The organism is Pseudomonas sp. P4_B3 (assembly GCF_056402295.1).
Map to the genome: position 1 here is coordinate 1 of NZ_JBFUHR010000002.1, position 21,243 is coordinate 21,243.

22 protein-coding genes and 1 pseudogene are annotated in these 21,243 nt (G+C 59.2%); 15 read left to right on the plus strand and 8 right to left on the minus strand.

Annotation, left to right across the window (positions count from 1 at the left end; all coding sequences use genetic code 11):
- A pseudogene (locus AC1DWG_RS01985) lies at positions 1-160 on the plus strand (group II intron reverse transcriptase/maturase); the annotation flags it as partial.
- 218 nt (positions 161-378) lie between these two features.
- Entirely contained in the window at positions 379-1,566 is a 1,188-nt protein-coding gene (locus AC1DWG_RS01990) for an MFS transporter (protein WP_477761976.1), read from the plus strand.
- Positions 1,567-1,604: 38 nt separating this feature from the next.
- Here the strand turns inward: AC1DWG_RS01990 and AC1DWG_RS01995 are convergent, their stop codons facing one another.
- Together AC1DWG_RS01995 and AC1DWG_RS02000 are read right to left on the minus strand one after the other, a co-directional pair.
- The gene (locus tag AC1DWG_RS01995) at positions 1,605-2,642 is read right to left on the minus strand and encodes an alpha/beta hydrolase family protein (protein ID WP_477761977.1); all 1,038 of its coding nucleotides are present in this window, start codon (positions 2,640-2,642) and stop codon (positions 1,605-1,607) included.
- A gap of 168 nt (positions 2,643-2,810) precedes the next feature.
- Positions 2,811-3,422, minus strand: a complete 612-nt coding sequence (locus AC1DWG_RS02000) for an FMN-dependent NADH-azoreductase (RefSeq protein ID WP_477761978.1) — start codon at positions 3,420-3,422, stop codon at positions 2,811-2,813.
- 131 nt (positions 3,423-3,553) lie between these two features.
- On the opposite strand from AC1DWG_RS02000, the gene AC1DWG_RS02005 reads away from it, so the two are divergent.
- Positions 3,554-4,462: a LysR substrate-binding domain-containing protein gene (locus tag AC1DWG_RS02005; protein ID WP_477761979.1), complete on the plus strand. Its 909-nt coding sequence runs from the start codon at positions 3,554-3,556 to the stop codon at positions 4,460-4,462.
- Complete coding sequence (locus tag AC1DWG_RS02010) at positions 4,459-4,818, plus strand: MmcQ/YjbR family DNA-binding protein (RefSeq protein ID WP_108217507.1); 360 nt, start codon at positions 4,459-4,461, stop codon at positions 4,816-4,818. Before AC1DWG_RS02005 ends, AC1DWG_RS02010 begins: the two co-directional genes overlap by 4 nt.
- Before the next feature lie 7 nt (positions 4,819-4,825).
- On the opposite strand, the gene AC1DWG_RS02015 is transcribed toward AC1DWG_RS02010, so the two are convergent.
- Positions 4,826-5,254 (minus strand): DUF1294 domain-containing protein, encoded by a 429-nt coding sequence (locus AC1DWG_RS02015; protein ID WP_477753801.1) that lies wholly within the window; start codon positions 5,252-5,254, stop codon positions 4,826-4,828.
- The gene (locus tag AC1DWG_RS02020) at positions 5,251-6,081 is read right to left on the minus strand and encodes an undecaprenyl-diphosphate phosphatase (RefSeq protein ID WP_477753800.1); all 831 of its coding nucleotides are present in this window, start codon (positions 6,079-6,081) and stop codon (positions 5,251-5,253) included. Before AC1DWG_RS02020 ends, AC1DWG_RS02015 begins: the two co-directional genes overlap by 4 nt.
- Before the next feature lie 295 nt (positions 6,082-6,376).
- Between AC1DWG_RS02020 and pnuC the strand changes: the two genes are divergently transcribed.
- The 8 genes from pnuC (at position 6,377) to AC1DWG_RS02060 (ending at position 12,643) form a co-directional block, all read left to right on the plus strand.
- Complete coding sequence (gene pnuC / locus AC1DWG_RS02025; RefSeq protein WP_477787164.1) at positions 6,377-6,940, plus strand: nicotinamide riboside transporter PnuC; 564 nt, start codon at positions 6,377-6,379, stop codon at positions 6,938-6,940.
- Positions 6,937-7,461 carry an AAA family ATPase gene (locus AC1DWG_RS02030; protein WP_477762335.1) on the plus strand — a complete coding sequence of 175 codons (525 nt, stop codon included), beginning with the start codon at positions 6,937-6,939 and terminating at the stop codon, positions 7,459-7,461. The genes pnuC and AC1DWG_RS02030 overlap by 4 nt, the downstream gene beginning before the upstream one ends.
- A 346-nt stretch (positions 7,462-7,807) precedes the next feature.
- Positions 7,808-8,254, plus strand: coding sequence for a hypothetical protein (locus AC1DWG_RS02035; protein WP_477787165.1), 447 nt, complete (start codon positions 7,808-7,810; stop codon positions 8,252-8,254).
- 1 nt (position 8,255) lies between these two features.
- Positions 8,256-8,834 carry an adhesin gene (locus tag AC1DWG_RS02040; protein ID WP_477761981.1) on the plus strand — a complete coding sequence of 193 codons (579 nt, stop codon included), beginning with the start codon at positions 8,256-8,258 and terminating at the stop codon, positions 8,832-8,834.
- Between the two features lie 64 nt (positions 8,835-8,898).
- A complete protein-coding gene (locus tag AC1DWG_RS02045) occupies positions 8,899-9,753 on the plus strand; it encodes a heme utilization protein (RefSeq protein WP_477753795.1) in 855 nt (284 codons plus the stop codon).
- A gap of 67 nt (positions 9,754-9,820) precedes the next feature.
- A complete protein-coding gene (locus AC1DWG_RS02050) occupies positions 9,821-10,501 on the plus strand; it encodes a C39 family peptidase (RefSeq protein ID WP_477761982.1) in 681 nt (226 codons plus the stop codon).
- 26 nt (positions 10,502-10,527) lie between these two features.
- The gene (locus AC1DWG_RS02055; protein WP_477761983.1) at positions 10,528-11,289 is read left to right on the plus strand and encodes a hypothetical protein; all 762 of its coding nucleotides are present in this window, start codon (positions 10,528-10,530) and stop codon (positions 11,287-11,289) included.
- A 46-nt stretch (positions 11,290-11,335) separates the two neighbouring features.
- Positions 11,336-12,643: a hypothetical protein gene (locus tag AC1DWG_RS02060; protein WP_477761984.1), complete on the plus strand. Its 1,308-nt coding sequence runs from the start codon at positions 11,336-11,338 to the stop codon at positions 12,641-12,643.
- 55 nt (positions 12,644-12,698) lie between these two features.
- Here AC1DWG_RS02060 and AC1DWG_RS02065 read toward each other — a convergent pair whose 3' ends face one another.
- Entirely contained in the window at positions 12,699-14,024 is a 1,326-nt protein-coding gene (locus tag AC1DWG_RS02065) for a sigma-54 dependent transcriptional regulator (protein ID WP_477787166.1), read from the minus strand.
- A 341-nt stretch (positions 14,025-14,365) separates the two neighbouring features.
- Between AC1DWG_RS02065 and AC1DWG_RS02070 the strand changes: the two genes are divergently transcribed.
- From AC1DWG_RS02070 to nhaB, 3 genes are all read left to right on the plus strand, one after another.
- Positions 14,366-14,632 carry a hypothetical protein gene (locus tag AC1DWG_RS02070; protein ID WP_477761986.1) on the plus strand — a complete coding sequence of 89 codons (267 nt, stop codon included), beginning with the start codon at positions 14,366-14,368 and terminating at the stop codon, positions 14,630-14,632.
- A gap of 289 nt (positions 14,633-14,921) precedes the next feature.
- Complete coding sequence (locus AC1DWG_RS02075; RefSeq protein ID WP_477761987.1) at positions 14,922-16,211, plus strand: NHL repeat-containing protein; 1,290 nt, start codon at positions 14,922-14,924, stop codon at positions 16,209-16,211.
- A gap of 78 nt (positions 16,212-16,289) precedes the next feature.
- Complete coding sequence (nhaB, locus tag AC1DWG_RS02080; RefSeq protein ID WP_477761988.1) at positions 16,290-17,792, plus strand: sodium/proton antiporter NhaB; 1,503 nt, start codon at positions 16,290-16,292, stop codon at positions 17,790-17,792.
- A 131-nt stretch (positions 17,793-17,923) separates the two neighbouring features.
- On the opposite strand, the gene AC1DWG_RS02085 is transcribed toward nhaB, so the two are convergent.
- From AC1DWG_RS02085 to gnd, 3 genes are read right to left on the minus strand one after another with little or no spacing between them, the layout of a single operon-like run.
- On the minus strand, positions 17,924-18,745 hold the full coding sequence (locus AC1DWG_RS02085) for an HAD family hydrolase (protein WP_477761989.1): 822 nt from the start codon (positions 18,743-18,745) through the stop codon (positions 17,924-17,926).
- Complete coding sequence (gene zwf, locus AC1DWG_RS02090) at positions 18,742-20,256, minus strand: glucose-6-phosphate dehydrogenase (RefSeq protein ID WP_477761990.1); 1,515 nt, start codon at positions 20,254-20,256, stop codon at positions 18,742-18,744. Before zwf ends, AC1DWG_RS02085 begins: the two co-directional genes overlap by 4 nt.
- Positions 20,253-21,233: a phosphogluconate dehydrogenase (NAD(+)-dependent, decarboxylating) gene (gene gnd, locus AC1DWG_RS02095; protein WP_477761991.1), complete on the minus strand. Its 981-nt coding sequence runs from the start codon at positions 21,231-21,233 to the stop codon at positions 20,253-20,255. Before gnd ends, zwf begins: the two co-directional genes overlap by 4 nt.
- Positions 21,234-21,243 lie beyond the last annotated feature (10 nt).

Genomic DNA, 21,243 nt, shown 5'->3' on the forward strand with positions numbered 1-21,243 from the left:
AACGATCTATCGAGAGCTACGCAAGTTGGGTGCAAGTGAGGTTACTGCCCGCAAAGTGGCGGGAAACTCTCGCTCCTGGTGGCGCAATAGCGCTCTTGAACTCAACCGAGTGCTCGATATGGCGTGGTTCGACAGAACGGGTTTACCGCGTCTCTCCTGACCTCAATCTCTCGAACCGCCCGGTGCGGACCCGCATGCCGGGTGGTGTGGCAGGGGAACGGCCTGTGAAGGCCGTCCCCTATGCCGATTTAGAGGTCAAAAGATCGTCCGAAGGCTCGGGCCGCGTTCGGACGATCTTTTAATCGTTAGCCTGCTTCCTTTTATGACAACGCCACGCCATGATGCAGTTCTCCCACCGCCGCCCGGGAACGAGCCCTCATGTCTGTGCAGCAAGTTGCCCCGCAAAGCTCCATGGCGATCACCCTGCAGATCGTCTCCATCGTCTTCTATACCTTCATCGCCTTTCTCTGCATCGGTTTGCCGATTGCGGTACTGCCGGGTTATGTCCACGAGCAACTCGGGTTCAGCGCCATCGTGGCCGGGCTGACCATCGGCTCGCAATACCTCGCCACCCTGCTCAGCCGGCCCATGGCCGGGCGGATGTCCGACAGCGTTGGCACCAAGCGCGCAATCATCTTTGGCTTGTCGGGGATTGCGCTCAGTGGCGCGCTGACCTTGTTGTCGACCCTGTTGCAAGGCTTTCCCTTGCTCAGCCTGCTGATTCTGATCGCCGGGCGCCTGTTGCTGGGGATCGCCCAGGGATTGATCGGCGTCGGCACCATCAGTTGGTGCATGGGCCAGGTCGGCGCGGAGCATACCGCGCGGTCGATTTCCTGGAACGGCATCGCGTCCTATGGGGCGATTGCCATTGGTGCGCCGCTGGGTGTGGTCATGGTGCAACAACTGGGTTTCGCCAGCCTGGGCATTGCCCTGTCGCTGCTGGCCCTGGCTGCACTGTTGCTGATTCGCAACAAGCCTTCGGTGCCGGTGGTGCGCGGTGAACGTTTGCCGTTCTGGGCGGTGTTTGGGCGCATTGCGCCGTTTGGCGCGAGCCTGAGCCTGGCTTCCATTGGCTACGGCACCCTGACAACCTTTATCACCCTGTATTACGTCAATCGCGGCTGGACTGGCGCGGCCTACTGCCTGACCGTGTTTGGCGTGTGTTTCATTCTGTCGCGACTGCTGTTCATTTCCGCCATCAGCCGATTCGGCGGGTTCACGTCGGCCATTGCCTGCATGGGCATCGAGACGGTTGGCCTGGTGCTGCTGTGGCTGGCACCGTCGACCGGATATGCACTCATCGGCGCCGGCCTGACCGGGTTCGGTCTGTCCCTGGTGTACCCGGCGCTGGGTGTCGAGGCCATCAAACAGGTGCCCAATTCCAGCCGGGGTGCGGGCTTGAGTGCTTACGCGGTGTTTTTTGACTTGGCGCTGGCCATCGCCGGCCCGTTGATGGGCGCAGTGGCGTTGAACCTGGGTTATGTGTGGATTTTCTTCAGTGCGGCGTTGTTGTCGGTGACGGGTCTGGGACTGACGCTGCTGTTGAAACACCGCGCCATGGCTTGAATCCCTGTAGGAGCTGCCGAAGGCTCCTACAAAGGAATCTATTGATCGGCGGTCTGCATCCCGGCCCGGGTTGCTCTGCCCAGGGTCCGCGAGAAGAAGCGTCCGGCTTCTGAGATCAGATTGCGGTGAATGTCTTGCCGATCGACGCCATCGGCATCGGTGCACAGCGCGGGCATGATCACGATCTGCTCGTCATTGCACGGCGCCATGAATACGAAGTGCCCTGCCCCGGCCAGCAGCTTGAAGTCAGGCGCCGTCGGCAGTTTGCGCGCCAGTGCCGCGGCGTTCTTGTCGACCGCCACCAGTTTGTCGCCATCGCCGCTGTAAAGCAGCACCGGCACATGCACATCGGCCAGGGTGTGGCGACCGAACTTCAGGCTCAACGGCGCCATCAGCATCAAGGCGTGGACGCGAGGATCAGGCACCGGTTGCAGGTCGTCACGGTCGACAATCAATTCACCCTGGGTGTTGCAGGCATCGTGGTCATCCGGACGTTCCTGGCAATAACGGCGCAGGCGATCCAGGTCCGGGGTGGCGCCAGACAGAATCAATGCAGTCTCGCCACCGGCCGAGTAACCGATGACCCCCACTTGGTCGGCATTGACGAACGGCGACAGCATACGGTCGCCCAAAGTGGCGGTGATGGCTTCGGAAATCTGGATCGGCCGGCCGTACAGGTTACTCAAAGTACCGAGTCGGCTGTGATCCCTGGAGTTGTCACCGGGGTGAATCACCGCCACCACGACGAAGCCTTTGCGCGCCAGCGACGTGGCGAGGTCGTGCAGGGCCAGCGGGGTACCGGTGTTTCCGTGGGACAGCATCAGCATCGGGAACCGGCCAATGGCAACCTTGGTGTCCTCCCCGGCTTCGACGGTGTAACCCTCGAGCTTGCTGGTGTGCTCCCAGTCACTGGACGGATAGAAGGCGATGGCGCGCATCGGCTGCAGGTCCAGTGGGTCGAGAAACGTCATCTCATGGAAGCCGACGCTCCAGTGAGGATGCGGTGCAGGCGCGGCGTGCACTATATTCAGGCTGCTGAGCAGGCAAATCAGTAAAGTTGCACAAAGACGCACCATGGGATGCCCCACCTTGTTACCGGACTTGTGACGGGAACCCTGACAGCATAAGTCGGGCCACAGTCTGAAACGACCAGAAACAAAAAACTCCGTAGCTGGTACTTGCGTAACCAGACTACAGAGTTTTTTTGGGCTTTACCTGAACGGTTGCCTACTTTTACGCAAGCCTTACGCAGCGGCGAACAATTGCTCGCTGATTTGCACGTGAGCATCGCTCATGGCTTTGTTGCGCACGTCGTCACCGTATGCCAGGCCTTCGGCACGGACGATTTCGATGTCGGTGATGCCGATGAAACCGAACAGCAACTTCAAATATTCTTCATGGGCAACACCGCTTGCCTGACCGGCGTGCATGCCGCCGGAGGTCGAAACGATCACGACTTTCTTGCCGCCGCACAGGCCTTCAGGGCCGGCTTCGGTGTAACGGAAGGTCTGACCGGCTACCGCGATGCGGTCGATCCAGGCCTTCAGTTGAGTCGGGATGGTGAAGTTGTACATTGGTGCGGCAATTACCACGGCATCGGCAGCCAGGAATTCGGCCAGGGTCGAGGCGCTGAGTTCGGCTTCGTGCTGTTGTGCGGCATTGCGCAACTCTGCAGTGGTGCCGGCGGCGACCAGGGTGGTGGCGGAGAAGTGGCTGATCGCGTCGGCGGCCAGGTCGCGGTAGGTCACCACGGCGCTTGGCTCGGCGGCTTGCCAGGCTTTGACGACTTCGCCGCTCAGCTGACGGGAAGCCGAGTTGTCGCCCAGAATGCTCGAATCGATATGCAGCAGTTTCATGTGGGATCTCCAGGTGAGGATCGCCCACAAGGGCGATCTGATGGGACTAATCCTACAGACGAAACCAATAGCTGATTAGACGGCAACAATGCGATAGTTCGTCCCACAGATAGAACAATCGGATTCACACCATGCAAGACCTCAACGACCTGTATTACTTCGCCAAAGTGGTGGAAGCCGGTGGTTTCGCGGCAGCCGGGCGTTTGCTGGGCATCCCCAAGTCACGACTGTCACGGCGCATCGCCGAACTGGAAGAACGCCTTGGTGCTCGATTGCTGCAACGCACCACCCGACAGCTGAAATTGACCGCTGTGGGTGAGCGCTACCTCAGGCACTGCCAGGCGATGCTGCTGGAGGCGGAAATGGCCGACGAGGCCGTCGCCAGTATGTCCAGCGAGCCCCGCGGGCGTTTACGGGTGTCCTGCCCGGTCGGGCTGGCCCACGAAATATTGCCGGGGGTGATCAGCGACTTTCTGGAACGGTTTCCGCAAGTTCAGCTGGAGGTCATGCTGCTCAACCGGCGGGTCGACCTGGTGAACGAAGGCATTGACGTGGCCCTGCGTGTGCGCGAGCTGGGCGACGAAGACCCGCTGCTGGTCACTCGTCGCCTRCGTCAGGCGCAGATGCTGATGGTCGCCAGCCCCGGTTTCCTCGTGGGCCGTGAGATCAACCATCCCGAGGATCTGAAAAGCCTGCCGGTGCTCGGCGCCCTGGAAGCCGACCGCCTGGTGCACATCCGCCTGCTGGATCAAAAAGGCAAAAGTTGTGAACTCGCGCTCGAGGCCCGGCTAGGCATCGATGACTTTATCGTGCGCAAGGCCAGCACCCTCTCCGGTCTGGGCTTTACGATGCTGCCCATGATGTATTGCGAGCAGGAACTGGAAAACGGCTCACTGGTGCAGTTGCTACCCGAGTGGTCGTTGCCCGGTGGCTGGCTGCAAGCGGTCTATCCTCATCGACGCGGGGTGATGCCGGCGGTACGCGCCTGGATTGACCATTTGGTCGAATCCTTCAATGCCTGTGGGGAACGATTGTTATGAAAGCCGGACGGATGAGCGAAGAGGATGTCGCGAAGTTTTGCCTCGCCCTGCCGGGAGCGCGGGAAGACTATAAATGGGGAGGCGTACGGGTGTTTTCGATTGCCGGGAACAAGATGTTCGCGTTGCAGGGCCTGCGGGGTGATTCCCTGGCCTTCAAGGTCGACAAGGATCTGTTTCTCGGTCATTGCGACCGCCCGGGGATTCATCCGGCACCTTATCTGGCGCGCGCCCAGTGGATCATCATGGAGACGCCCTACCCGCTCGGTAGCGAAGAGCTACAGGGATTGCTGCAGCGTTCGCACCAGTTGGTGGTGAGCAGGCTGCCAAAGCGCACTCAAGTCGGACTGCTGCTATAGGGCCTTATTAGAGCAAGGCAAACACGTGTGCGCCGAGGAACAGGTGATCGATCCAGAACACCTGGTGCAGTAGCACGATGATCCAGAACACCAACTGGTACGAGACTTTGCGGGTTTTGTGCCGAAACGCTTGCTGGGCCAGCAAGGCACCGGGCCAGCCTCCGGCGAACTCCAGCGCATGCAGGACATTCTCCGGCGTCCGCCATTGCTCGGCGCGGGCCTTGCGCTTGTCACTCCAGTACAGAAAAAACGTCACGACGCTGACGATGCCGTAGGCCGCCAGGGGAATCAGCGACTCCCCATGCAGCCATGACGACACTGAACCCGACAGCGGCAACGCGCACAGGATTGCAAACACCAGCCATTTCAACCGTGAATGGCGGATCTGTCCCCCGGGCTGGCGCCCGGGGTTATTGCGCGAGCTTGAGTCACTCACGGCTTGGCTGCGCTCCAGTCGACCCAGCCGAATTGCCAGGTCGCCAGGATGATCAGGCCGAACACAATGCGATACCAGGCAAACGCCGCATAGCTGTGGTTGGCGATGAACTTGAGCAGCCCGCGGACCGCGATCATCGCGAAGACGAACGCCGTGACGAAACCGATCGCGAACACCGGGAAATCCGCCGGGACAAACAGGTGGCGGTATTTATAGCCCGAGTACACCGCTGCGCCGACCATGGTGGGCATCGCCAGGAAGAACGAGAACTCGGTAGCGGTCTTGCGCGACAGGCCGAACAGCAACCCGCCGATGATCGTCGAGCCCGAACGCGAAGTGCCCGGAATCATGGCCAGGCATTGGGCGAAGCCGACTTTCAGGGCATCTTTCCAAGTGATGTCATCCACCGTTTCGGCGTGTACTTCATGCTGACGGCGCTCGGCCCACAACATGATGATCCCGCCCACGACCAGCGCCGTTGCCACGGTGATCGGGTTGAACAGGTATTCGTGGATCAAATCGGCGAAGATCACGCCCAACACCACGGCCGGCAAGAACGCGATCAACAGGTTCGCGGTAAACCGCCGAGCGCCCGGCTGGGTCGGCAGACCGATGACCACGTCGAAGATCTTGCGTCGAAACTCCCACACCACTGCCAGGATGGCACCCAGCTGAATAATGATGTTGAACGCCATCGCCCGCTCGCCCCCGAAGCCGAGCAAGTCGGCCACGATGATCTGGTGGCCGGTACTGGAAATGGGCAGGAATTCGGTCAGCCCTTCTACAATCCCAAGAATCAATGCCTGAAAGGCGGTCCAAAGATCCATCAATCCCCCAAAAGGCTATGCGCATTGGCATGCCCCGTTAGTATTTTTCAAAAGCCTTAATTGCGATCAGCGTAGCTGAAGGCCCGCGCATCAAGGATCACCACAGAACCGTAAAAATCCTGTGAAAAAACAATCCTGATTCGGGTTTATCCGCGCGGGGCCGAAATCCTACCAGACAAGTCCGATTGGCGCTGCCGCGTTATCGCGCACCAATGAAGCACACCCTACGCCACGGGATTCTCGACGCCGATCCGGTTACAATCCGTCCCCTTTCCGATTTTCCCAAGGAGCCTCCATGTCCGGGCTTGAACTGTTTGCCGCCGCCCTCGGTGTCATTGCCGTCTGGTTGACAGTCAAACAGAACCCCTGGTGCTGGCCCATCGGCCTGGTCATGGTGCTGCTCTATAGCTGGATCTTTTTTGAGGTGAAGCTGTATTCGGACATGCTGCTGCAAGTCGTTTATGCCGCCTTGCAGCTTTACGGTTGGTGGCAGTGGACGCGGATTGGTGAAGCGATCCATGGCCGCGAAGTCAGTCAGCTCGACACTCGGTCCGTGGCGTTGAGCCTTGCCATCGGTGCAATCGGCAGCCTGTTGCTGGGGGCGGCCATGGCCAACTGGACCGACGCTGCGCAACCCTGGCTCGATGCGGCGTTGACCGGATTCAGCCTGGTGGCGCAGGTCTGGATGGCGCAAAAACGTGTCCAGTGCTGGCCGCTGTGGATCGCCCTGGATGTGATTTTCGTCGTGCTGTTCATCTATAAGGACCTGTACCTGACCGCCACCCTGTACGGGTTGTTCACCGTTATCGCCGTGCAGGGCTGGCGCGAATGGCGCGCCGATCCGGCATTGCACGCATGAAAGTCCTGGTACTCACAGGCCCCGAATCCAGCGGTAAAAGCTGGCTGGCAGCCGAGTTGCAACAGCGTTTCGGCGGGATTCTGGTCGACGAGTATGTGCGCTGGTTCATCGAGCAGAATCCACGGGACACCACATTGGCCGACATTGCGCACATCGCCCGCGGTCAATTGGCATGGGAAGACCATGCGCGGGAGCAACGACCGTCTTTGCTCATCCTCGACACGCACCTGTTGAGCAATATCCTCTGGAGCCAAACGCTGTTTGGCGATTGCCCCGCCTGGATTGAACAAGCGCTACTGGCCCGGCATTACGACTTGCACTTGCTGCTGTCGCCGGAACACGTCGACTGGACGGATGACGGCCAGCGTTGCCAGCCCCGATTGAGTGAGCGCCAGGCATTTTTCGACCAGACCCTGGCCTGGCTTGAGCGCCACGCACAACCGGTTCAGGTACTGCACGGAGATTGGGCAGAACGCCGACTCTTGGCACTGAACGCCGTGACCCGATTGCTCGGCGCCTGACCGGCGTTTGGGGCAATTTCCCCATCACCCCCCCTGTTTTTGGGGAAAAGTGTCCGATCCTGAAACACCCTCCGTGCCTGAAACTGCCCGTTTCAACGCCCTTCATCGTTTGGTCGCCGGACTTGTTAAGGCATTGATACAACAACGCTATAACCCCTGTTCTAGAGGGGTTCGCCGGCATTTCCGGGTTGCCTGCGCATGGTTTCGTCTCACCGTTGGAACATCCTCGGCAAAGGGCCCCCGGGCAAATTCCGCAAGCCATTGAATCAACACGATATTCAAAAAACGGCACAGCTTTCGCTCTATCCCTTACACCGCTGACCAGGGCCAGCCCACAAATGAAGGAATGACCGTCGTGGGGATACTGAATAAAAAGGGCTTGACGTGCCTCCTGCTGATCGCGAGCGCGGGCGGCACTGTTTTCAGTTTCAACCTACAAGCCGAAGGCAACGGTGTCATCGTGCTTGATCGAACCATTCACGCAACTCCCATCGGTCGCAGCGGCGGCAGAGATCCGAACCCTGACACCCTAAATGCCAACCCATCGGCCCGCGTCACCGGCGAACTCAGCGATGCCGACATTGCCGGGGTCACCACCGGAACGGCCCTTCGCCACAGCAACGGGCAAAGCCCGGGTGGCCTGCAAGGCCTCAACGTCGTCACCAACCCCAACGGTTTGCCTGGCATGTCTGTCGGCCAGGGTGGTGGTAGTGGCGGCGCCATTTCCGGAACCATCAACCGCGCCATGAGCAGCGGCCTCGGTTCACTGGGCAAAATGGCGGGAGGTCAATGAGATGAGTCGATCCCTCCTGTTACTTGCCCTGCTCGGCGGCACCAGTGTAATGGCCGATTCGGGCGTCAGTTCGGTTAACACCGCCTCCATCCAGGATTCCGGTACTCAATACCGAGGCAACTTCAACGTCAACCAGGCGGCCGGTGATCAACAGCAGCAGGCCAACGTCCGCGCAATCGCCATTGGTACCCTAGCCGGTGCGACCACCAGCGTCAGGCAAAAAATCACCACGCCGGCCAATCCATCGCTTGACGCGACAGCCAATATCGGCGGCACCTCTTTCAGTAATGGCAGCGGCGTACTGGGTGTCAACCAGGGCGCCGGGGCGAACAACCAGATGGCCAACGCCATGCGCATCAGCATCAGCGCTGCACCACAAGCCATCGACGATAGTGCCCTTTCTCAACAGAACGTGGCCTTGTTACCGAGCTCGGGAGCAACTGGCACCCCAAACGGCAGTCGCCAGGTCGTGACAAGCGACCAGGCCTTCACCGGCAGCCGGGGAGTGATCCAGGTGAACCAGAGTGCCGGGGTGGGGAACCGAATGGCTAACACCCTGAGCATCCGGGTCTCTGACTGACCCCATTACAGTGCGATTAGGGACGTACCAACACTTGACCAACTAATGAGCACGGAGAAACACCATGAACCCGACAACTGCTCTCAAACCTCTGGCTTTTGCTCTGGCAGCAGTGATGGCATTCGCCGCACAAGCAGGCTCTCTTGCTGATGGTCAAGGCAACGGTCAGGGCACTGGGCAAGGCAACAACCTTCAGCCTGATGGCCCGACTCTGGAACAGTTTCTGCAGATTACAGCAGGCGCCGGGGCCGCCGTGCTGGACTCGCAGATCAGCAGTCACAACTCCGTATCGAACCAGGGCACCCAAAACGACGCTAAAGCCGATAACTCCCTGAACAACTCCAACGGCAACATGGGTGCCAACGTTGCAGCCGGTGACGGCAACCAACAAGACAACGCCGCCGCCCTTGCCACTGCTGACGAAAGCTTTATTTTCGGCACCGCCGTCGCCGTCTCCAGCGCGACACAGAGGAGCAACGGCAACACCGCCAGGAACCGCTCCAACACCAACAACACAACGCTCAATAACGCCGGCAACAGCGGTTCCGGCAACATCGGCATCAACGTGACCACCGGCGCCTTCAACCAACAGAAAAACAACCTGGCAATTGCCGTTTCGGGCGGCCGTGTAGCACTGGCGGCGGCAGCGGCCAACCAAAGCACGTCCGGGATGAAGGTCACCAACAACGGCAATCCCACGACTGATTTCGTACCCGTGGGTGTATTCGGTCTGGCTGGCGTAACCACTCAACAAGTGATGACTCCAGATAGCTGGAAACCCCCTGTAACCAACAATGCTTCGATAACGGGCTCGATGAACAACTTCTCCGGCAACGGCGGAGCGAACGTATCGTCCGGCGTAGGCAACCAGCAAAGCAACTCGCTGTCCATCGCCGCAGGCTGCAAACTTTGCCAGTAATCGCGATCGCAATAGCAATGAAAGCCCCGGCGACGGGGCTTTTCTACAGCCCCAAGGCGTATCGATCATGCGTAAGACTGTCCTTTTCGCCCTGCTCTGCCTGTCTGGCCTGACCCAGGCCGCACAGATGCCGGTAGCCGCCCTGCCGGGTGGCGTGCTGGTATACAAGCACGTACAGAGTTTGCGTGAGCGCAAGTTCAGCGACATCGTCGAACAGAAAACCGATTTCAGCTGCGGTGCCGCCGCGCTGGCAACGATACTGCGCCAGGCCTATTGGCTTGACGTCGATGAGGAGCACATCATCAAAGGCATGCTGGTCACCGCAGACCAGGACCTTGTGCGTACCCAGGGTTTTTCCATGCTGGACATGAAGCGCTACATAGAGCGCATCGGCATGCGCGCCCGGGGCTACAAGATCCCGCCTGAAAGACTCGATGCAGTGACGATTCCGGTGGTGGTACTGATGGAAATTCGCGGCTACAAGCACTTTGTGGTGTTGCAGAGGGCGGACAAGCACTGGGTCTATATCGGCGACCCGGTACTCGGACACAAACGCTATTCCCATGATGACTTTGTCAAAGGCTGGAATGGCATCATCTTCGCTATCGTCGGTCCCGGTTACGACAAAACCAATGCGTTACGCAGTCCACCGGAACCGCTGACAGCCAAGAACAAGATGGATAACTTCAACCCGGTCAAAGATGCTGAACTGATGGATTTTGGTTTCATACAGAGCGACTTCTTTTAATCGCCAATAAGATGATAGGGGGCAGGATGCTCCGGGAGCAGCAAATGAAAACCTCGTATTGGGTGGTCGCTGCCTGTCTGGCAGCGAACACTTCAGGTTTTGCTGATGAGTTCAGACCCATCGAGATCAAGGACCAGGAACTGGCCGCGTTGCGTGGCCGGTATGTGATGCCGGGGCGGATCATCAGCTTCGGTGTTGTCATGAGCAGTACCTGGCGCAATGCCAGTGGTGATCTGATCGGGGCATCCACCTCGATGCAACTTCAAGCCGCAACGGTCAAACCCGAGTTCTATGTTTCAACCATCAAGCAATCCGGTCATGGCGGTACGTCCAGGTCGGGCAGCGGTAACGTGACGGGTGGCGCTGCCCTGAGCACTTCCCGGGGCATAACCCAGGTCACACGGGCCGCAGGCGATGGCAACAGTTCAAACAACAACATTGCCATCAACGTCAAAGAGGCCCGCACGGCCCCTGCACTGGTGCCGAGCCAGGGCCAGGCGCTGATAGCCGGTCAAACCATTACCGGCAGCAATGCCGCAGGCAGTGTCGCCGTTTCCGCGACGAGCGGCGGTGTTCAGGTGGCCATTACCGCCAACAACAACCAGGGCTCAAGCCTGCAACAGGTCGCCCAAGGCGGGTTGCTGCAAAACACCCGGTTGCTGGGCAGCAGCAATGTGGTCAACAACATGACTCAACTCAACGTAGTGCTCAACAATAATGGCCCCAGTACAGGTGTATTGGACTTCAACCTGAACCAACTCGCTGCATTACGGACCTTGGGCTATTGAACTACGCTGAGTCTGGACCATTGGGCACAAATGGACGGCTTATTTCATGTACCGATCAGTATCACTGCGTGCAGTTGTATGCTTGAGTGCTCTACTCCCGGCGGCGATGGTGCCGGCAGCAGCTGACCCGGAAATGGAGGCGCTCAAACAAGAGCTTCTGGAGTTGAAACAACGATACGAAGTCCAGCAAAAAGCCCTGGCGGTACTGGAACAACGAATCCGCCAGGTTGAGGACCAGCCCGCTTCTCCTCCCCCTAAACGCCTGGCCAAGTCGCCAGCAGACATGAAAGGCAATCCAAACGTCGCCACCGGCACCGGTGCGGCGGCCGCTTCAGGGGGTGCCGCCGGGGGCAGCGGCAGCTCGTATGGACAATCGTTGGCCGATGACTCACAACCGGCGCAAAGCGTTTCAAATCTGTATGACGAGGCCAGCGGGTTCTTCGGTGGTGGCAAGTTCAGCTTCGAAACCGGGATTACCTACTCCCGATACGATACCCGCCAACTGATCCTCAACGGTTTTCTCGCCCTGGACTCGATCTTTCTGGGCGCCATCAACCTGGACCGGATCAAGGCCGACACCTGGACGCTTGACCTCACCGGCCGCTACAACTTCAACAATCGCTGGCAGTTCGACCTGAACGTGCCGGTGGTCTACCGTCAATCCACCTACCAGTCCGGTGGCGGCAATAACGGCGCCGCCAACGTCACGACTGAAGATACCGTCAAGGAAGACCCGACCATAGGTGACGTCAACTTCGGTATCGCCTACAAATTCCTCGACGAGTCGGTCAACACCCCGGATGCCGTGGTGACCTTGCGCGTCAAGGCGCCGACCGGCAAAGATCCGTTCGGCATCAAGCTGATTCGGGTGGACGATAACTCCAACCTGGCCGTGCCTGAATCCTTGCCTACCGGTAATGGCGTCTGGGCGATTACACCGGGGATCTCTCTGGTCAAGACGTTCGATCCGGCAGTGCTGTTCGGCAGCCTGTCCTACACGCACAATCTGGAGGAGTCTTTCGACGACATCAGCTCCAACCCGGCGGTCAAGACACCGGGCAAAGTACGCATTGGCGACAGCTTCCAGATTGGCGCCGGTATTGCGTTCGCCTTGAACGAAAAGATGAGTATGTCGTTTTCGGTCTCTGACCTGGTGCAACGCAAAAGCAAGCTCAAGGAAGATGGCGGGGATTGGCAATCGGTGGTCTCCAGCGATGCCAACGCCGGTTACTTCAACATCGGCATGACTATTGCGGCCACCGACAACCTGACTATCGTACCCAACCTGTCCATCGGCATGACGGACGATGCCCCGGACTTTCAGTTCAGCCTGAAACTTCCTTACTACTTCTGACCCGAATAAAAAAACCGCTGCAATCTCAACGGTTTTTTTGGTTTCCGGCTGCGGTTCAGCGAATCTGGTGCTTGTGCAACAACCGGTAGAAGGTTGGACGCGACACACCCAATACTTTGGCGGCGACACTCAGGTTATCGCTGTGGCGGTTCAATACATCGCACAATGCCTGGCGTTCGGCCCGGCTCTTGTATTCTTCGAGGGTGCCCATCGGCGCGTCGATTGTATGCTGACTGATCAACCCCAGATCACGGGCCTCGATCTGCCGGCCTTCGGCCAATACCAGCCCGCGACGAACGCGGTTGGCCAGTTCGCGAACATTGCCTGGCCAGTCGTGTTTGCCCATGGCAATCAATGCGTCTTCGCTGAAACTGCGTGGGCGGCGTCCGGTTTCATGGCTGTAGAAATGGGAGAAGTGGTTGGCCAGCGCCGCCAGGTCGCCATGGCGCTCGCGCAGTGGAACGGTCGCCACTTGCAGTACGTTCAAGCGGTAATACAAGTCTTCGCGAAAGCGTTTCTTCTCGATGGCGGCTTCAAGGTCGACATTCGTTGCCGCCAGAACCCGCACATCCACCGCAATCGGCTGATTGCCGCCCACCCGCTCGATGTGTTTCTCCTGGAGGAACCGCAACAGGTTGGCCTGCAACTCCAGTGGCAGGTCACCGATCTCGTCGAGAAACAGAGTGCCACCGTTGGCGGCTTCTATCCGTCCGACCTTGCGTTGGTGCGCGCCGGTAAATGCGCCTTTCTCATGGCCAAACAGCTCGGACTGGATCAAGTGTTCGGGAATCGCACCACAATTGATCGCGATAAAGGGTTTGCTGTGACGCTGGGACAGACGATGCAGGGTGCGTGCGACCAGTTCCTTGCCAGTGCCGCTTTCACCCCGAATCAACACCGGAGACTCTGTCGGAGCCAGTTTGTTCAACAGTTTTCGCAGTTCACGGATAGGTTTGCTGTCACCCAGCAATTCATGCTCGGGCTGGTCAACATAGACCGTTCCCTGCCCGCGCAATCGCGCCATGCCAAACGCCCGGCCCAGCGTTACCTGAACCCGGGACACATCGAATGGCAAGGTATGAAAGTCAAAAAACCATTCACACACAAAGTCGCCGACATTTTGCAGGCGCAGCACTTCCTGATTGAGTACCGCTATCCACTCGGTGCCACTGCGGCTGATCAATTCCTTGACGGCTTCCGGGTGCTCAAGGTGAGAGGGCTGCAAGCGTAACAAGCCCACGTCACAGGTTCGGTCAGTGGCGTTCGCCAGCGTGCAGCTATCAACGTCCCAACCGATAGCGCGCAATCCAGGGAGCAGACGATAGCAATCGTCACAGGGGTCCACCACTAATAAACGTCGTAAAGCAGGCGCATCGCTCATGACTGTTCCTTGACGCCAAATTTAAGAAATTTTATTAAAAACAGTCATTTGGCAGACCTAACTGTAACATTAGCAAGAATTTGACAGGGCCTTGTACTGTTTGACTATAGGGACGCTGTAAAACCAGTTATAAGTTGCGATTCTGTTAGTTACCTAACGACTCTTCCTTTCATTGCGCTTTCAATGCCAGCATCATTCTTGAGCCTATGAAATAAAGTGGAAATTTCTTTTGATTGTGTGTGACCCAAACCCCGGTTGCGGGCATCAGTACAAGTAACCAGCCGAACGGTAAGCCCAACCGACGGCACATCACTTGATTGGGCATACAGAGAGAAGACCCTATGAACGCCCCGCTCCGTATCAACGAAGCATTGCTGATTGCCGACCGCGCATTCAAACCATTCAAATGCGTGGCCTGGGCCCCACAAGACGGTAATGGCGAACTCAGCCTGACCGTTATCGACCGCACCAGCACCAGCATTGGCCGCAAGCAGATCCCAAGCAGTGCCTACTCCGACCCTCAACAACTTGAACGTCTGCTGGAACAGGCCCGCGCCGAATTGAGCGAGGAAGGTTACACACTGCAATCGTGGTCGATGCCGAACTAATCTGTTTTGCGGATTACTCCGGGGTAATCCGCACCCTCCCCCCCTGCCATTAGTTGGGTTGATCGTTTTCACCGATCCGCACTCATTTCCCGCACAAATTCGAACTTTTGCGCACCCGGTACTTTGCAGGCTTGCCATTGGTTCGAAAAGACACTGTTGTGGCACATAACGACTCTCCGTCTGTGAGTTCTCACCATTGCGCATCTCATCATTCAGGGATTGAATATTCTCCCTACATAGTCGCCACCCAAACTTCTGGATCAGGACGACTCGCAAGGAGTTGCGGCGCATGTCAATCCAGTCCGCTTTTACCTTCTCCGCCACCCGGCACCCCCCCGGGACCCTCGATACGACGTTTGCCGCCAACGGCAAAACCCAGGTGTATTTCGTCGACAGCCTTTCCAGCCTCGCCAATGACATTGCGATCGATGCGCAGGGCCGCTTGCTGGTAGCCGCAAAAGTCGGCATGGCCGATGGCAGCCGCTTTGGTCTGGCCCGCTTGCTGGAGGACGGTTGCGCAGACCTCGCGTTCGGCAAGCAAGGTAGTGTCATCGGCCAATTCGAACCGGGGTTCGAAGCCATGGGCGCCAAGGTTCTGGTCATGCCCGACGGCAATATCCTGTTGGCCGGGCTGCACTACGAAAACACGCACCGCACGCTCCCGGCCCTCGCCTTGCTGGATCAGCAGGGTCGCCTGGTTCAGAGCTTTGGCGATAATGGTCGCTGCGTCGTGCGATTGCCTGGCGGTCTGTCCCTGGGCATTCGTGATGCATGGCTGCCGCCCGGTGTGCCGGGCGCGGAAGCCTGCGATGTGGACGTACAACAAGATGGCCGGATCCTGATCCTGGCCAACCATCACTACGAACTGGCCGATCACGTCGGCCTGTTGATACGACTGGATGTCGAAGGCTCGCTGGACTGCTCGTTCAACGGTAGCGGCTTCGTGGTGGTCAGGCACCTGCTGATGAATACCTGGCTCAGCAACCTGACGGTACAACGTGATGGCCGAATTCTGGTCGGTGGATCGATCAACTTTCCTGAAGAAGGCTTGCTGGCACGCTATCACGCTGACGGCCGCCTCGACGACCGTTTTGCCGTGGATGGATTCATGACCTTCAAAACGCAAGGGCATGGCGCCCGGGTCAGTCAGGTGGTCCAGCAAAACGAAGGTGACATCCTGTGTTTCGGCAGCAGTTGCGAGCCGATGCACTGCCTGACATTTAAAATGCACAGCAATGGCCGACCCGACAATCATTGCAACGGCGGACAACCACAGCGGCTGCAAATCGGTCACAGCGGATGCCAGTGGATCGCCGCGCAGTTACAGCCCGATGGCTGTGTGCTGGCGGCGGGTGCAACCATCGGCGGCGTTGAAGCAGACTTCATTGTCGGGCGATACCTGCCCAACGGCCATCTCGATCGCCGCTTTGGCAAAGGCTGTGGCTGTACGCGTACTCGCCTGGGCCCCGGCCCGGATACCGCCACCTGTGTCACGGTGCAGGCCAATGGAAACATCGTGGCTGGCGGCTATTCGCTGCAGGGCAGTTACAAGGCAGTCGTCGCGCGCTTTCTAGGCTAAACCGATGGGTTTTTCCTGCGCTTGATCTTCTCGCCCGCTTACGGCAACTTGCGCGCTTCTTAAAACAAGGAGCAGCCGATGTCCGGTTCAATGGCCCAGGCGTTCGCGCACAACTTTCTCGGGAACTCGCCCCGTTGGTATAAGGCCTGCATCGTCGGCTTTCTGATTCTCAATGCCCTGGTGCTGTGGACCGCAGGCCCGGTGGCGGCCGGCTGGCTGCTGGTGCTGGAGTTCATCTTTACCCTGGCCATGGCGCTCAAGTGTTATCCGCTGATGCCCGGCGGCCTGTTATTGATTGAAGCCCTGCTGCTGAAGATGACCACGCCACAGGCGCTGTACGACGAGTTGCTGCACAATTTCCCGGTGATCCTGCTGCTGATGTTCATGGTGGCCGGTATCTATTTCATGAAGGACTTGTTGCTGTACCTGTTCTCGCGCCTGCTGTTGGGGGTTCGTTCCAAGGCCCTGCTGGCCCTGATGTTCTGCTTTCTGTCGGCGTTTCTGTCGGCGTTCCTCGATGCCTTGACCGTGACTGCCGTGATCATCAGTGCCGCCGTAGGCTTTTACTCGGTGTATCACCGCGTCGCCTCGGGTAACGATCCGCGTCTGGACAGCGAGTTCAGCGACGACAAACATCTGCCCACCCTCCATCAGGGTGATCTCGAACAGTTCCGCGCCTTTCTGCGCAGCCTGCTGATGCACGGTGCCGTGGGCACCGCATTGGGCGGTGTCTGCACGCTGGTCGGTGAGCCGCAGAACCTGCTGATCGGCCATGAAATGGGCTGGCACTTCTCCGACTTCTTTACCCGGGTTGCGCCGGTATCCCTGCCGGTACTGGTTGCCGGACTGGTGACGTGCATTCTGCTGGAAAAGCTGCGCTGGTTCGGATACGGCACGCTGTTGCCGGATAACGTCCGCGCGGTACTGGCCAACTACGCCGCCGAAGACAATGCCGAGCGCACCACACGCCAACGTGCAGCGCTGCTGGTGCAAGGCGTTGCCGCATTGATTCTGATTGCCGGGCTGGCGTTTCACATCGCCGAAGTGGGTTTGATCGGTTTGATGGTGATCGTGTTGATCACCGCCTTTACCGGTATCACCGACGAACACCGCCTGGGCACAGCATTCAAGGACGCCATGCCATTTACCGCATTGTTGGTGGTGTTTTTCGCCGTGGTCGCGGTGATTCACGATCAGCAACTGTTCGCCCCGCTGATCCACTGGGTGCTGGCGCTGCCGGCGGACCAACAACCGGGCATGCTGTTCATTGCCAATGGTCTGCTGTCCGCCATCAGCGACAACGTGTTCGTGGCAACCATTTACATCACCGAAGTGAAGCGCGCATTCATGGCGGGTGAGATGACCCGTGAGCATTTCGAGACGCTGGCCATTGCGATCAATACCGGCACCAACCTGCCTAGCGTGGCGACGCCCAACGGTCAGGCGGCGTTTCTGTTCCTGCTGACTTCGGCGATCGCACCGCTGGTGCGCCTGTCTTACGGGCGGATGGTCTGGATGGCGTTGCCGTACACCGTGGTGATGGGCTTGCTCGGGTGGTATGCGGTGAGCTACTGGCTCTGACACCGCCGAGCCCTGTGGGAGCGAGCTTGCTCCGGGCGGCGTTCCGACGATTGCTGCCTGACATTCAACACATTTGGTGACTGACATGGCCTCATCGCGAGCAAGCTCGCTCCCACAAAGGGTTTGCGTTGTTATCGAGGGAGGATGTATTGCTCGATCGCCTGCGCCGCACCGTCCTCGGTATTGGCGCCAGTGATCACATCGGCCTGACGCTTGACTGCCTCCTCCGCCTGTCCCATGGCGATCGACAACCCGGCAACCTGAAACATCGCCGGGTCATTGCCGCCATCCCCGATCGCCGCCGTCTGTTCCAGCGGCACGCTGAGATGTCTGGCCAGCGTCACCAATGCCTCGCCCTTGTTCGCTTGCATGGCGGTCACATCCAGGTACACCGGTTGCGAACGCGACACCTGTGCCTGGCCTTCTACCTGAAGTAGCAATCGCGCTTCGAGCTCAATCAACAATTGGGTGTTGTTGCTCGCGGCGACAATCTTGTCGATGCTTTCCAGATACGGTTCAAAACTGTCGACCACCACCGGTGGGTAGCCCAGACCGTGCTGCTCGCGAGGCACCATCGGGCCGTTCGCATCCTTGACCAGCCAGTCGCCGCCACTGAACACCCACACCTCAACATCAGGCAGGTCGCAAAGTAGCGTCAAAGTGGTTAACGCGGCACTCGCCGGCAAATAGTGCGCGACGAGCAAACTGCCGTCCGGATTGACCAGCGTCCCGCCATTGAACGCCGCCGTCGGCAGGTCGACGCCCAACGCTTCAATGACTTGCAACATGGCTTTGGGTGGTCGGCCGGTGGCCAGGCTGAACAATACGCCCGCCTCGCGCAACGAGCGGACCGCCTCGATGGTCCGCTGACTCAGGCTGTGATCGGGCAGCAGCAAGGTGCCGTCCATGTCACTAAGCAGAAAACGGATGGGCCGTTGCGAGGATTCCTTCATCCGAGGCGGTGCCAGACGCGGCCGTCGCGAGTCAGCAATTCTTCGCCGGCCTTGGGGCCGTTTTCCCCGGCGGCATAGCCCTGCACGCTGGAATCCTGCTGCCAGGCATCCAGGAACGGTTGCACCGCGCGCCAGCCGTTCTCGATGTTGTCGGCGCGCTGGAACAGTGTCTGGTCGCCGGTCAGGCAATCGTAGATCAGGGTTTCGTAGCCGGTGGACGGCTGCATCTCGAAGAAGTCCTTGTAGGCAAACCCCAGCTCGATGTTGTCCATCTTCAGGGCCTGACCGGGACGCTTGGCCAACAGGTCGAACCACATGCCTTCGTTGGGCTGGATCTGAATGCGCAAATAGGTCGGCTGCAACTCGTCGACCTCGGTATCGCGGAACTGCGCATAGGGCGCCGGTTTGAAACAGATGACGATCTCGGTGTCACGCACGCTCATGCGTTTACCGGTACGCAGGTAGAACGGCACGCCGACCCAGCGCCAGTTGTCGATCATGACCTTGAGGGCCACATAGGTTTCGGTATTGCTGTCGGGTGCGACCTTGTCTTCCTGGCGATAGCCTGGCAGTGCCTTGCCGTCGATCTCACCTGCAGTGTATTGACCGCGCACCGAGTTGGCGCGGGCCTCCTCCACCGTCCAGGGTCTGATCGCGCCGACGACCTTGGCTTTCTCGCCGCGCACCGCATCGGCGCCAAACGCGGCGGGTGGTTCCATCGCCACCATCGCCAGCAGCTGGAACAGGTGATTGGGCACCATGTCCCGCAGGGCGCCGGTGTGCTCATAAAAACTGCCACGGGTTTCCACGCCGACAGTTTCGGCGGCGGTGATCTGCACGTGATCGATGTAGTGATTGTTCCAGAACGCTTCGAACAGGCTGTTGGAAAAACGGCTGACCAGAATGTTCTGCACGGTTTCCTTGCCCAGGTAATGATCGATCCGGTAGATCTGCTTTTCCGTCATCACCTTGAGCAGGCAGGTGTTCAAGGCCTCGGCCGTTTGCAGGTCAGAGCCAAAGGGCTTTTCGATCACGACCCTTCTGAACGCCTCGGGGGTCTCCTCCAGCAAGCCGGCGGTACCGAGGCGGCGTGCCACTTCACTGAAGAAACGCGGTGCGGTGGCCAGGTAGAACACCGCATTGCCGGTTCCGCTGTCGGCGATTTTCGCCGCCAGCGCTTGATAAGTGCTGTCGTCCAGGAAATCGCCCTGGACGTAGCTGATGCCTTTGGCAAGTTTGGACCAGACCGCTGGATCAAGGGTGTGGTCACCCTTGCCAGCCATCTCGTTTCGAATGAAATCTTCGAGCTTTTGCGCAAAGCCTTCATCGCTGATGGCGTTGTGGTCAACGCCGATGATCCGCAGTCCATCCCCGAGTAGCCCGTTGCGCTTGAGGTTATACAGCGCCGGCACCAACAGACGCTTGACCAGGTCACCGTGGGCGCCAAACAGAAACAGCGTCGTCGGTGGTGCGGGCTCAGCCTTGGATTTCCTGCGGATCAAATGGGTCATTTTTTCGAGGTCTCCACGTGGCCGCCGAAGCCGAAGCGCTGTGCCGAGAGAATCTTGTCGCCAAAGGTGCCTTGCCCACGGGAACGGTAGCGGGAGAACAGCGAGTTCGACAGCACCGGCACCGGTACCGCTTGCTCCATGGCGGCTTCGATGGTCCATTGACCTTCACCGCTGTCGGCCACAGACCCGGAGAAACCGTCGAGTTTCGGATCGCTGGCCAGGGCGTCGGCGGTCAGATCGAGCAACCACGAGGACACCACGCTGCCACGGCGCCAGACTTCGGCGATGTCGGCGACGTTCAGGTCGAAACGCTGGTCTGGCGGCAGGTTCTCGCTGTTTTTGGTCTTGAGGATGTCGAAGCCTTCGGCGAAGGCCTGCATCATTCCGTATTCGATGCCGTTGTGGATCATCTTCACGAAATGCCCGGCGCCGGCGGGACCGGCGTGAATGTAGCCGTGTTCGGCACGCTCGTCATCGGACTTGCGGTCCCTGGTGCGCGGGATGTCGCCCAGGCCCGGGGCCAGGGTTGCGAACAGCGGGTCGAGGCGCTTAACGGTCTCGGCATCGCCGCCGATCATCATGCAGTAACCGCGCTCCAGGCCCCATACGCCGCCGGAGGTACCGACGTCGATGTAATGCAGGCCTTTTTCCGACAGGGTTTTCGCCCGGCGGATATCGTCCTTATAGAAGGTGTTACCGCCGTCGATGATGGTGTCGCCGGCTTCGAGCAAGGTGCTCAGGGTGTCGATGGTTTCTTCGGTCGGCGCGCCGGCCGGCAGCATGACCCAGACCGCACGCGGCCTGGCCAGGCCAGCGACCAGCGCCGGCAGATCGGTGACGCCCGTGGAGCCTTCTGTGGCCAGGGCTTCGACAAAGGCGGTATTGCGATCGTAAACAACGGTGGTGTGCCCGTTGAGCATCAGGCGCCGCGCAATATTGCCGCCCATGCGGCCCAGTCCAATAATCCCGAGTTGCATGTGCTGATGC